Annotated in this window: 11 protein-coding genes; 8 read left to right on the top strand and 3 right to left on the bottom strand. The window is 74.7% G+C overall.

Annotation, left to right across the window (positions count from 1 at the left end):
- Positions 1–85: 85 nt before the first annotated feature.
- Complete coding sequence (locus tag ACWD4U_RS14760) at positions 86–1264, bottom strand: glycosyltransferase (protein WP_363448959.1); 1179 nt, start codon at positions 1262–1264, stop codon at positions 86–88.
- A gap of 202 nt (positions 1265–1466) precedes the next feature.
- Between ACWD4U_RS14760 and ACWD4U_RS14755 the strand changes: the two genes are divergently transcribed.
- From ACWD4U_RS14755 to ACWD4U_RS14725, 7 genes are all read left to right on the top strand, one after another.
- Positions 1467–2399, top strand: coding sequence for a 3-oxoacyl-[acyl-carrier-protein] synthase III C-terminal domain-containing protein (locus ACWD4U_RS14755; protein WP_363448961.1), 933 nt, complete (start codon positions 1467–1469; stop codon positions 2397–2399).
- Positions 2400–2525: 126 nt separating this feature from the next.
- Positions 2526–2858, top strand: coding sequence for an acyl carrier protein (locus ACWD4U_RS14750; protein ID WP_363448963.1), 333 nt, complete (start codon positions 2526–2528; stop codon positions 2856–2858).
- 2 nt (positions 2859–2860) lie between these two features.
- Entirely contained in the window at positions 2861–3736 is an 876-nt protein-coding gene (locus ACWD4U_RS14745) for a hypothetical protein (RefSeq protein ID WP_363448965.1), read from the top strand.
- Positions 3733–4500 carry a 4'-phosphopantetheinyl transferase family protein gene (locus tag ACWD4U_RS14740; protein ID WP_363448967.1) on the top strand — a complete coding sequence of 256 codons (768 nt, stop codon included), beginning with the start codon at positions 3733–3735 and terminating at the stop codon, positions 4498–4500. Before ACWD4U_RS14745 ends, ACWD4U_RS14740 begins: the two co-directional genes overlap by 4 nt.
- A gap of 8 nt (positions 4501–4508) precedes the next feature.
- Positions 4509–5387 (top strand): class-II aminoacyl-tRNA synthetase family protein, encoded by an 879-nt coding sequence (locus ACWD4U_RS14735; RefSeq protein WP_363448969.1) that lies wholly within the window; start codon positions 4509–4511, stop codon positions 5385–5387.
- A 13-nt stretch (positions 5388–5400) separates the two neighbouring features.
- Positions 5401–7053, top strand: coding sequence for a condensation domain-containing protein (locus tag ACWD4U_RS14730; protein WP_363449334.1), 1653 nt, complete (start codon positions 5401–5403; stop codon positions 7051–7053).
- A 175-nt stretch (positions 7054–7228) separates the two neighbouring features.
- Positions 7229–8170, top strand: coding sequence for a DUF5996 family protein (locus ACWD4U_RS14725; RefSeq protein ID WP_363448971.1), 942 nt, complete (start codon positions 7229–7231; stop codon positions 8168–8170).
- Between the two features lie 37 nt (positions 8171–8207).
- Here the strand turns inward: ACWD4U_RS14725 and ACWD4U_RS14720 are convergent, their stop codons facing one another.
- Positions 8208–9773: a glycosyltransferase family 39 protein gene (locus tag ACWD4U_RS14720; RefSeq protein ID WP_363448973.1), complete on the bottom strand. Its 1566-nt coding sequence runs from the start codon at positions 9771–9773 to the stop codon at positions 8208–8210.
- Positions 9774–9859: 86 nt separating this feature from the next.
- Positions 9860–10771, bottom strand: coding sequence for a hypothetical protein (locus ACWD4U_RS14715; protein ID WP_363448975.1), 912 nt, complete (start codon positions 10769–10771; stop codon positions 9860–9862).
- Positions 10772–11093: 322 nt separating this feature from the next.
- On the opposite strand from ACWD4U_RS14715, the gene murQ reads away from it, so the two are divergent.
- The gene (gene murQ, locus ACWD4U_RS14710) at positions 11094–12029 is read left to right on the top strand and encodes an N-acetylmuramic acid 6-phosphate etherase (RefSeq protein WP_363448977.1); all 936 of its coding nucleotides are present in this window, start codon (positions 11094–11096) and stop codon (positions 12027–12029) included.
- Positions 12030–12278: the final 249 nt, after the last annotated feature.

The following is a 12278-nucleotide window of genomic DNA, read 5'->3' as shown; positions in this document are numbered from 1 at the left end:
GGTCGGTTGGGATCGGATGCCGGAGCAGACCCTAGGGCCCGAGCCGGTCTGCCGACAATGGTCTGGACCAGATGGCGGGACGGGTTCAGCGCGGTGCGCGCGCGAACCGCTCCAGGCGTTCGACCGCGGCCACCGCGCCGCCGCCGTCGAGCAGTTGACGGCCCAACAGGCGTGCGGCGGCGCCGATCTCGGGCCGCGTCAGAGCGGCCGACAGCGCTGCGTGCAGCTGGTGGGGGGTGGCGGTGGCGAAGTCCACCTGGACGGCGGCGCCGAGGGCGGCGAGCCGTGCGGCGGTCACGGGCTGGTCGTGCCGGATCGGGGCGACCACCAACGGCCGCCCGTGGACCAGGGATTCGCCCACGGTGTTCATCCCGCCGTGGCACAGTACGGCGTCCACCGCCCCGCGCTCAAGCAGTTCCAGCACCGGAACCCGGTCCAGGGCGATCGACCCGGGCGGCAGTGCGGCGTCCCCGGGGGCCGCCACCACCGCCTGGACGTCCGGGAGTTCGGCCAGCGCGGCGGCCACCCGGCGGTGGAAGTCGCCCGCCACCTCGGCCGACAGGGTGCCCATGGTGACCAGCACCCGGCGTCGGTCCGGGTCCAGCAGCTCCCAGGGGAACGGGAGTTCCGGGCGACCGGCGAGCAGCGGTCCGACCAGCGCGTATTGCGTCGGCACGGCCGGCAGGCCGACCAGCTCCGCGCAGGTCGGCGCGATCACCAGGTCGGGCGAGAACCGCGGGTCGGTGAACCGGTCGGCGGGCAGCCCGGCCCGCTCCCACAGACCGTGCAGCACCCCGTCCAGCCACGCCGTCAACTCCCGGTCGTCGTCCAGCGGTCGGCCGATCTCCAGCGAGGACGGGGCGAACGAGGCCCAGGGCACCCCGGCCTTCTGCGCGGCCAGCGCGCCCGCCGGACTGTGCTGGTCGGCCAGCACCACGTCGGGCCGCCACTCGGCGATCGCCCGCTCCACCGCGCGCAGCGTGAACCGGGTGTACGGCGCGACGAAGCCCTCCCACAGTGAGCGCACCGCCGCCGCGCCGCCCGCCGCCTGCTCCCGGAACACCCGGGCGCCGGTCGGGTGCACCACGGCGTCCGGCCCCAGCACCGGCCGCAGCGCCGACTCCGGCCCCACCCAGCAGAGTTCATGGCCCTGCAGCTCCCACTCCAGGGCCAGCGCCCGGGCCGGCAGCAGGTGCCCGGCCAGCGGCGGGACCACCACCAGGCAGCGCAGCGGACGGTCGACGGCGGTTTCCACGGAGGCCACGACGGCTCCCTCCGGACGGCGCCGGATTTCGCGGCGCGGGTCAACGGGCGGACGGGCGAGAGGTGTTGGGCGGCGGCGGTGCGGCGCCTGCGTTCGTCGTGTGCAAACGACGGGGGAGCGGTGAAGGTCCGGCGCAGGCGGTGCGAAGGAAGCCCCGGTGATCTCTTGTGCGGGCCGGGGAGGCGACGGAATACTAGCCCGCGTGACCGCTCTGGAGGCAGTCGCCGTCCACCTGCCGCCCGTCGCCGAACCGATCGAACTGGTCGGAGCGCGCCTCGGGCTGACCGATCGTCAGGTCAAGCTGTTCCGCCGGTTCCACGGACTCGACCAGGTCCGCCTGGACCCGGACGGCGACCTGACCGATCTGCTCACGGCAGCGGCGTCGGCCCTGACCGAACTGCGCGGCCGCGAACACCGGGTGAAGTACGTGCTGCACGCGCGCAGCCTGCCGATCGCGGCGCCCTACCCGCACAACCCGCTGCACGAACTGCTCGGCCGTCTGGGGCTGGACCATGCGCGTGCCTTCACCATCACCCACCACGCCTGCGCCGGCTCCCTGCTGGCCCTGGACGTGGCCGGTCGGCTGCTGGCGGCAGATCCCGACCCCGAGGCGATGGCGCTGATCCTGGCGGGCGAGAAGACCTTCACCCGGGACGCCCGACTCGTCCCGGACACCGCCCTGTTCGGCGAGGGGGCGGCCGCCTGCCTGGTGCGAGCCGAAGGCGAACGCGACCGCGTGCTGTCCTACGCGGTCGACCAGCACGGCGAATTCGACGGGCGATTCGCCGACGATCCGGAGCTGCTGGAGCGCTATCAGCGCAGCTACCCGGAGCTGGTGGTCGGCGTGATGGAAGCCGCACTCAAGGAAGCCGGCGAGACCTGGGAGTCGATCCGGCTGCTGCTTCCGCACAACGTCAACCAGGTCTCCTGGAAACGGATCTGCCGCCTGACCGGGTTCCCGCCCGAGCGGGTGGTGCTGGACAACGTCCCCGCGGTGGGGCACAGCTTCGCCGCCGACGTCCTGCTCAACCACCACACCGCCACCACGCGTGGCCTGCTCCGCCGCGGCGACCGCTACCTGGTGGCCGCGTCCGGACTCGGTGCGACCTTCGCCGCCATGGTGCTGCAGCACTGAGGCCCACCGCCTCCGCACGTGCCGCGGTGCCCGGCGCGCCGACCGCGCCGCCGTCACGCCGCCTCGCCGCCTTGTGAATCATCAGGCCGTGCCCACCAGTTGGGCCCGGCCGGATTGGGAATCGCCATGACCGACTCCACCGTTGCCGAAACCGCTGCCGGTACCGAAGCCGCTGCCGACGTCGACTCCGCCGCCGACCCCGAGCTGCGCGCCCGCGCGCTCGACGGGATCCTGCTGCTGCTGCCCCGGGTGCTCAAGAAGGAACTGCCCGAGGTCGGCGAGAACGCCTGCCTCTTCGACGAGGTCGGGCTGACCTCCGCCGCCACCCTGGAACTCATCCTGGAACTCGAGGACCACCTCGACGTGCAGATCGACGTCGAGGGGATCGACCAGGACGACCTGCGCTCGGTCGGCACCCTGGCGGGCTTCGTCGCCGGACACGTCATCGCCGAGGACTGAGCGTGCGCGTCCGCGGACCGCTTCCCGACCGCACCCTGCCCCGCAGCGGCTCCCCGCTGCGCCTGACCACCGCGCACGCCCTCGACCTGACCGGAGACTCCCCGCTCGCCGCCGACCCCGACCTGCGCACCTTCACCGCCGACCTGGCCGGACCGTACGGGCTGGCCCTGGACGAGGACAACCTCGGCGGCGCCCGCGGCCAGTCATACGCGGCCCTCGCCGAGCAGGCCGTGCACCACCTGGTGGACGCCACCCGCCCGGTGGACCTGCTGGTCCTGGTGTACGCCACTCCGGACGTCCGGCCCGGCCAGGCCGTCGCCGTCCACCTCAGCGGCGTCTGCCCGGGCGAGCCGCTGTCCTTCGCGCTGTGCGACGAGGGCGCCGGCGGCGGCTTCACCGCGCTGCGGATCGCCGACGCCTACGCCCGCACCGCGGGGGCGCGGCGCGTCCTGCTGATCGCGGTCGAGCAGGCCGACCTGCACCACCGCCCGCACCGCCCGGCCCGGCTGCCCGACCGGCATTCGGCCGCCGCGTTGCTGTGGGAGGAAGAGCAGGCTGGCCGTCCGCTGCAACTCCTGGACTGCGCACGCGATGTGACGGCTGATCAGGTCGAGGCGCGAGTGCACGCCTGGTGCCGCGAGCTGCCCCCGGACGTCGCACTGCTGTTCGGCCCCGGGCTGGCCGGGCTCGCCGGCGTGGACGGGACGGAGATCCGGCGGGCTCGCGCGGGCAACCCGTACACCGGCGGCTGGGCGGCCCTCGGCGCGGCGCTCGCCGATCCGCTGCTCGCCGACCGCCCGCTGGCGCTGGCCGACTGGGAACCGGAGACCGGCGAACTCGACCTCGCCTGCTGGGGGCCGGCAGGGGAGCGCCGGTGATCGAGGTATGGCTGATCCCGGCCGACGTCGAGGCCGAACAGGCCCGCGCGCTCTACGAGTTTCTCGACCCCGACGAGCGTGATCGGGCCGCCCGCACCCCCGCCGGACCGCAACGCCACCGCTTCATCGCCGCGCACGCCGTCGCCCGGCAGCTCACCGCCGCCGCCGCCGACCTGCCGCCCGAACGGGTGCGCTGGCGGCGCGGACCCCACGGCCGACCCGAAGCGGTCGGCCTGGAAAGGGAGTGGAGCGTCAACCTGAGCACCAGCGGCGGGTGGGCGCTGTTCGCCCTCGCCCCGGCGGACGGCGGACGGCTCGACCCGGTCGGCGTCGACCTGGAACCCGTCCCCGCCGACGGCGCCGCCGCCCGACTCGCCCACCGCTACTTCCCGCAGGGCGAAACCGGCGAGGGGGCAGCGGAGTTCACCGTCCGCTGGACCCGCAAGGAGGCGTACACCAAGGCCTTCGGAGGCCGCCTCGCCGACGGGCTGCGCACCCCCGCCGGGCCGCTCACCCCCGGGCCGCACCTGCTCACCGGACCGCTCGGACCGTGCACCGTCACCGACCTGCCCGCGCCGCCCGGCCACCGGGCCGCCCTCGCCCGCCGCGGCGCCCACCACCTCGACCCGCAGCTGCGCACCTACCCGCCGACCCGGCCGCACACCGACCCCCGGGCCACCTCGCGCACCGAGCCGGACCACGCCACCGCGCCCTCCGCCCCGGCGGCGCAACCCGCCAACGCCGCCCGCCGGCCCCGACCCTGAGGCAGACCATGAACCGCCACCCCGACGACGCCACCCCGCTCCCCACCGATGTCCCCGGCGTCCAACTCCAGCCCGCCGCCTACGAGAAGCTGCTGCTCGCGCTGCGCGACTCGATCGCCCGGCTGGCCGCGGACGAACCCTTCGTCCGGCTCGCCATCCCCCCGGTGATCTCCCGCCGCACCATCGAACGGGCCGGCTACGCCGCCTCCTTCCCGCAGCTGCTCGGCACCGTGCACAGCTACACCGGCAGCGCCGCCGACTGGCGCCGGCTCGCCCCGCTGGTCGCCGAGTCCGGCGCCTGGCACGCCGACCAGGAGATCTCCGACCTGGTCCTGCTGCCTGCCGCCTGCTACCCGGTCTACGCCGGGCTCACCGGCCGCGACCTCGCCGAGCCGGTCCGCTACTCGGTCGAGGCGCAGTGCTTCCGCCAGGAGGCCACCGCCGAACCCGGCCGCCTGCGCACCTTCCGGATGGCCGAGCTGGTCACCGCCGGCACCGCCGAGCACTGCGCCGCCTGGCGCGAGCACTGGCTGCAGCGGGTCGCCGCCTGGCTGGACGGCCTCGGCCTCAAGCCCTCCGTCGAACTCGCCGACGACCCGTTCTTCGGCGGCGGCCGCAAGCTCTACCAGGCCGCCCAGCGGGCCCAGGAGTTGAAGTTCGAACTGCGGGTGCCCGTGGCCGACGGCCTGCCGCAGGCGATCGCCTCCGCCAACATCCACAAGGACCACTTCGGCGAGGCCTTCGACTTCACCGCCGGCGGCGAACGCGGCAACACCGCCTGCACCGCGTTCGGCCTGGACCGGATCGCGCTCGCCCTGCTGCACACCCACGGCCCCCGGCCGGTCGACTGGCCCGAGTACATCAGCACTGCCCTGAACGGAGACTGACGGAGTGTCGGACATGCACACCACGGTGGTGCGGTACCGGGCCGAGGCGCCCGGAGCCGAAGGGCCGCTCACCTTCGGGCAGGACAACATGCTCCGCTGCCTGCGCAACGAACAGCCTTCGCGCGAGAGGAACGAACCCTCCTCGCTGAACAAGCAGGCGGCCTGGATCATCCCCGAGAGCGCCGACGTGGCGCGCTGCCTCGCCGCCCTGCGCACCCTCGCCGAGCGGCACGCCGCCCTGCGCACCGTCTTCCCCGGGCCCGAGGACCGGCTCCCGGAGACCCAGCAGCAGCTCCAGGAAGGCGAGTTCACGGTCGAGGTGATCGCCCTCGACGCGGACGAGGACGCCGCCGCCCGGGCCGACGCGTTCTGCTGGGACAACCGCTGCGACCCGTACGACCTCGCCGTCGACTTCCCGCTGCGCCTGGGCCTGCTCACCCGCGACGGCCGCCCCGTGCTGCTCGCCGTGGTCGTCTGCCACGCCCAACTCGACGGCGTCGCCACCGGGTTGCTGTTCCAGGAGTGGCTGACCCTCACCTCCGGGGGCGAACTGCCACCGGCCACCGGGCCCACCCCGATCGAGGTCGCCGAGCAGGAGCGCTCCACCGGCGGACAGCGCCGCGCCCGCGCCGCCGTCCGCCACTGGGAACGCATCCTCGGCGAGGAGCCCACCGCCGTCTTCGCCGACGACCGGGTCCGCTCCGTCGACACCATGCTCCACACCCTCGCCCTCCGCACCCCGGCCGGCGCCGCCGCCCTGGAGCGCGCCGTCCAGCGCACCGGAAGCTCCAAGTCGGCCGTCCTGCTCGCCTGTTACGCCGCCCTGGCGGCCCACCGGGCGGCCCGGTCGACCGTGGTGATGGCCGCGCTCTCCGCCAACCGGCACCGCCCCGGCCTCGCCGAACACATCGGCACCCTCGCCCAGGACGCCCTGCTCGTCCTCGACACCGACTGCCCCGACCTCGACACCCTGATCGGCCGCACCCAGGGCCAGGCCCTCTCCGGCTACTGGCACGCCACCTTCGCGACCGAACGGATCTGGCAGCTGATCGAGGACTCCGCCCTCCAGCGCGGCGCCCGGTTCGTCCGCGACGTCGTCCTGAACGACGTCAGCGGCACCGTCCCCGAGGAGATCGCCGCCCTGCGCCCCGACCCGGCCGTCGACCCCGACCTGGTCTGGTACCCCACCGAACCGCTCCCCACCCGACTGATGATCAACATCTGGCGCACGAGCGGCTGCCTGGAGATCAGCCTGCACGCCCACCCCGACATCCTCGACCGCGAGGAGACCGAGAACTTCGCCCGCGCCCTGCTCCGCCTGATCGACCTCGCCGGACAGCGCAACGTCACCCTCGGACCCGACGGAGAACTCGCCGCCCTCAGCGGCCTGCCGGTCGGCCGCCGCGAGAAGGGCCGCTGGCAGCAGGTCGGCAGCAACTGGGTCGACCTGGACGCCGTCGCCGACCTGCTGCGCACCGTCCTGGCCGTCAAGGACGTCGAAGTCACCTGGGAGAACGGCGAGTTGACGGCAACCGTGGAGTCCGGCTGCGAGCTGACGCCGACCGAGGCGCACGCCGCGGTGGTCGCCGCGCTCTCCTGGCGCGACACCGTGACCGCCCCGCAGCGCTACGTCCTGCCGGCCGGCACCGGCAGCGGACGCGACTGACCCCGCCCGGGAACCGCCACGACGGACCCGCCGGGAACCGACGCGACGGGCCCGTCGAGAACCGACCCGAACCGCCGGGCGAGTCGCCGCCCGGCGGGTCGCAGCCGCCCGGCGGCTCGCGCGGCGGCGAGGATGTCCCCTGACACCCCCGCCGCCCGCGCACCCGGAGGCCACCGTGGAACTGTTCCCGCCCCTGCCGCTGGAAACCTGGCGGGACACCAAGGAGACCCTGCACCGCTTCGCGCAGATCATCGGCAAGATCCGGCTGGCCGGCAGCGCCCGCCGCAACCACTGGTGGAACGTCGCCTTCCACCTCACCGGCCGCGGCCTGACCACCCGCCCCACCGGCCCGACCCGCGGCGGTGACGCCTTCACCGTCGACTTCGACCTCACCGACCACCGCCTGTACGTCCGCACCCTCGGCGGCCGGGAGGTGTCCTTCCCGCTGGCCGGCCGCTCCGTCGGCGCGTTCTACCGCGACACCCTGCGGGCGCTGATCTCCCTGGACATCGACATCGTCCCCGGCCACCCCTACCCGTACGACCTTCCCGACGCGCACCGGCCGTTCGCCGACGACCACGAACACCGCAGCTACGACCCGGCCGCCGTCACCACCTGCTGGCGGATCCTCAGCCAGGTCGGCCTGCTGCTCGAGGAGTACGCCAGCGGCTACTCCGGCAAGACCAGCCCCGTCCACCTGTTCTGGCACAGCTTCGACCTCGCCGTCACCCGCTTCTCCGACCGCGAGACCTCCCAGCCGGCCGCCGACGCAGTCACCCGCGAGGCCTACTCCCGCGAGGTCGTCTCGGCCGGCTTCTGGTTCGGCGACGACAAGGTGCCAGCCCCCGCCTTCTACTCCTACACCGCGCCCGAACCCGCCGGACTCGACACCAGCCCGCTGCGCCCCGCCGCCGCCCGGTGGTCGGCCTCCCACGGCAGCCACCTCGCCCTCCTGCCGTACGACGACGTCCGCGCCGCCGCCGACCCGTGGCGCACCGCCCGCGAGTTCCTCGACTCCGCCTACCGGGCCGGCGCCGATCTGGCCGGCTGGGAGCGCAGCCGCGAGTGCCCCGGTGGCATCACCGACGCCGAACTGCGCACCCTGCCGCAGGACTGAGCCGCCGCTGGTGCCGGTGCCCCTTCCTGTCGGTCCGTCAGTAGAAGTGCCGTAGCTGCGGCCAGAGTTGCGACCACGGGGCGACGGCGCCCGCGCACAGCAGGACCGGGGCGTGCTGCTCCTGGTTGCCCAGGCCGTGCCCGTTGTCCACCCGGGCGACCACCCGGCAGTCCGTGAAGTACCGCTCCACCTGCGGGTACGGCGCCGGGTGGAGCAGCAGCACCGGGCCGGTGGCCGAGTCCGGCGGCGGGCCCCAGTCCGCGAAGGACATGTGCCCCGAGTGCGCCTGCGGCAGGCCGTACCGTGCGCCGAACCGGTCGAGCGCGCCCGCCTCTCCGTAGTTGCTGGCGAAGACCACCGTGCGGGACCGCAGTTCGGGCGGCACCTCGGACCAGCCCGCGCCGACCGCCGCGGCCAGCTCCGGCCAACCGACCTGCTCGCCCTGCTCCGGGTAGATCCAGGTCACCGCCGGGAGTTGACGCTCCGTCAGCACGGGCAGCGTGATCACGGCGTTCACCAGCGCGCCCACCAGCAGCCAGCCGAGCAGCCGCACCCGGGCCCGGGCACCCCCGCCCGGCCCCCACACCCGCTGCGCGACCGGCTCGCACCCGGCGGCCGTCACCACCAGCAGCAGCGGCAGCGCGTAGTACGGCTTGCCGCCCAGCGCCACCACCAGCACGCAGAGCACCGGATACCCGAACGCGACCGCCCTGGCCCACCGCAGCTCCGGTTCGCGCAGCAGCCGCCGGAAGCCGGCGACCCAGACCGGGACCAGCACCGGCGACAGGTACAGCACCTGCATCGGCACGAAGGTCAGCCGGTTGGCCAGGCCGTCCTTGTCGCTGATGCCCGCCGCCACCGTCAGCTGCGGCCAGCCGTGCCGGGCCTGCCAGTACAGGTTCGGCAGCACCAGCACGCCCGCGAGCAGCGCCCCCGCCACGGGCCACGCACCGCGCAGCACCCGGCGCGGACCGGCAGCCGCGACCGCCGGGAGCAGCGCCGCGAGGAGCAGCAGCACCAGGTCCTTGTTCAGCAGCGCCACACCGGTGGCCGCGCCGACGCCGAGCCACCAGCGGCCGTCGCCGGTGCGCAGCAGCCGCAGCAGCAGGAGGCTGACGGCCAGCCAGGCGACCAGGTCGAAGGTCACGGTGGTCACCATGTGGCCCACCGCGAGCACCATCGAGGAGACCGCCCCGGCCGCCGCCGCCAGCACCTGGCCGGGTCGGCCCGCCCCCAACTCCCGTGCCACCACGGCCATCAGCACGATGGTCGCGGCGCACAGCAGGGCCGCGACCGCGCGCAGCCCCGTGGGCCCGTCGCCGAACAGCTCCGTGGACACCCGCGCCAACAGCGGGGTGAGCGGCGGCTGGTCGGTGTACCCCCACGCCAAGTGCCGTCCCGCGACCAGGAAGTACAACTCGTCCCGGTGGAACCCGTACCGCCCCGCCAGCGCCACCTGCACCGCGCCGACCGCCGCAGCGAGCGACAGCACCTCGCGGGCGGCGAACCGCGCCCGCGGCGCGGTCGGGTCGAGCGCACCCGGGCCGTCCACCGCTGGAACCGCACGGCCGACCTGCCGGTGGCCATCCCCCCGAACGTCCATGCGAGGAGTGTGGCAGACACCCCGGCCCGGCGCAGGCCCCGTGGCGGTGCCTTTGCCGAGCGGTGACCGAGCGGGCCGGCGGAGCGTCAGCCGGCGTCCTGCGACGGGCCGGTGCGGCGGCGGCGGACGGCGACGACCAGGGCGGCCCCGCCTGCGAGGACGGCGCCTGCCCCCAGGGCCAGCGGGGTCGCGGCGGAGCCGGAGCCGCCGGTGGTGGAGAGCGCGGTGGTGCTCGCCGACACCGACGGGGACGGCGAGCCGCTCGCGGTGGGAGAGCTGCTCGGCGTCTCGGAGGGCGACGGCGCCGGGGTCGGCGAGTCGACGGGTGACGGGGCGTCGGCCGTGGCGCTCGCCCGCGCGGCGGTGTCGTCCGCGACGGGGGACGAGGAGTGACCGGCGATGGCCGTCCGGGACGGTGCGGCGGTCGTCCGGGTCGGGGTGGCGGGAGCGGCGCCGCCGCCGTAGACGAACGTGGTCTGCGGGTAGTTGTACGAGTCGAGGCTGCCGGCGCCGTGCCCGTCCTGGTCGACCAGGCTGTACGCGGACACGCCGTTGGTGCCGACCTGGTAGGTGCCCGCGGGGGCCGACGGGCCCATGGCGATGCGGACGTGGACGGTGAGCGAGCCGTACGGCTGGATGGTCGCGGCCCCGCGCTCGTACAGGCTCCAGCCCATGCCGTCGCTGAAGTCGGAGGCGCGCCAGGCGCCGGTCGCCGGGTCCTGCCACTGCGCGTCGACCCCGCGGTGGCCGGCGTCGCGCTCGGTGCGGTTCCAGAAGCTGAGGTAGAGCGTGTCGACCTGGATCCGGTACGGCGAGGTGGACTTGACGGTGAAGGAGAGGGTGAAGCCGTCGCCGGTCGCCACCCGGGACGGGACGCCGCCGAGGGTGGTGGTGGCGGTGCCGTTGCCCGCCGCTTCGGCCGGCGTGGCCGCGGGCAGCGCGGCCAGCAGCAGGGCGGCGGCGGACAGCGACGTGCAGCGGATGACGCGAGGCGCCATGGAATCCCCCAGAGGTGACGGGCCCGCAATGATCGGCGGGTCGAGCAGCCGGGATACTAGCCCGCCGGGGACGGCCGGACGCCACAGGGTGCCCGTTCGATGCGCGGGTCGGCCGACGCGGTCGGCAAACGCTTTCCGATCGGGTGGGCGGCGGCGAGTCGCAGCATTGGTGCCGTGGTAGGCGATCTTTGCCTGACGGGGCGAAGGCTGCCGCGGTACCAGGGCCTGTCTTCAAGCTCCCGTCTGCCCCACGCCGAGAGCACGCACCAGACGACGCGGGGCTGCGACGGCAGTTTGACGACAGGCCCTAGGCTCGGAGGCTGTGACGAGTAGCCCGCAGCACGACGAAGACCTGTTCGCCCAGCTGGACCGGCTGGCCACCGAGGCGTACCGGCCGGAGCTGGCCGGGATCGACCGGCTGCCGACGGTGGAGATCGCGGCGCTGATGAACGGCGAGGACCGGCAGGTGCCGGCGGCGGTGGCCGAGGCGCTGCCCGCCATCGCCGCGGCGATCGACGCGATCGCCGAACGGATGGGCCGGGGCGGGCGGCTGGTCTACGCGGGCGCCGGGACGGCCGGGCGGCTCGGGGTGCTGGACGCCAGCGAGTGCCCGCCGACGTTCAACACCGCGCCGGGCCAAGTGGTCGGACTGATCGCGGGCGGCGAGCGGGCGATGACCGCCGCCGTGGAGAACGCCGAGGACGACCGGGACGCGGCCGTCGCCGACCTCGACGCGCTGCGGCTCACCGCCGACGACACCGTGGTCGGCATCTCCGCCTCCGGCCGCACCCCGTACGCGCTGGCCGCGGTCGAGCACGCCAGGGCGCTCGGCGCGCTCACCGTCGGGCTCTCGTGCAACGCCGGCTCCGCGCTGGCGGCCGCCGCCGAGCACGGCATCGAGGTGGTCGCCGGACCGGAACTGCTCACCGGGTCCACCCGGTTGAAGGCCGGCACCGCGCAGAAGCTGGTGCTCAACATGCTCTCGACGATCGCCATGATCCGGCTCGGCAAGACGTACGGGAACCTGATGGTCGACGTCCGCGCGACCAACGAGAAGCTCCGGGTCCGCTCCCGCCGGATCGTCGCGCTCGCAACCGACGCCGACACGCCGACCGTTGACGCCGCGTTGGACGCCACCGGCGGCCGGGTGAAGGACGCCATCCTGCTGATCCTCGCCGGCTGCGACGCCCCGACCGCCGCCCGGCTGCTCGCCGAGCACCACGGCCGGCTCCGGGAGGCGCTGCGGGCCGCGCTGTGACGGGTACTGTGGGCGGGTACGCGAACTGTGGACAGCAGTTCGAGTGTTGACCGATGTACGTTGGGGGATTTCGGTGCGCAATCGCCGACTCGTGGTTCCGGCTGCCCTGGTGGCGGCCGGTGTTGGTCTGACTCCCGGCGTCGCCGTGGCGGCGGGTCCCGGCGCGGCACCCGCTGCGCCGGTAGCGCCGGTTGCAGCGGTTGCGGCGTCCGCCGGGCAGGGGAGTGCCGGGCAGGGGAGCGCCGGAGC

The organism is Kitasatospora sp. NPDC002522 (assembly GCF_053595195.1).
This window is presented reverse-complemented; position numbering and strand designations above follow the sequence as displayed.

Coding starts and splice junctions, on each gene's coding strand:
- ACWD4U_RS14730 (WP_363449334.1), top strand. CDS start 5,401: ATGCACACCACGGTGGTGCGGTACCGGGCCGAGGCGCCCGGAGCCGAA.
- ACWD4U_RS14750 (WP_363448963.1), top strand. CDS start 2,526: ATGACCGACTCCACCGTTGCCGAAACCGCTGCCGGTACCGAAGCCGCT.
- ACWD4U_RS14720 (WP_363448973.1), bottom strand. CDS start 9,773: ATGGACGTTCGGGGGGATGGCCACCGGCAGGTCGGCCGTGCGGTTCCA.
- ACWD4U_RS14715 (WP_363448975.1), bottom strand. CDS start 10,771: ATGGCGCCTCGCGTCATCCGCTGCACGTCGCTGTCCGCCGCCGCCCTG.
- ACWD4U_RS14735 (WP_363448969.1), top strand. CDS start 4,509: ATGAACCGCCACCCCGACGACGCCACCCCGCTCCCCACCGATGTCCCC.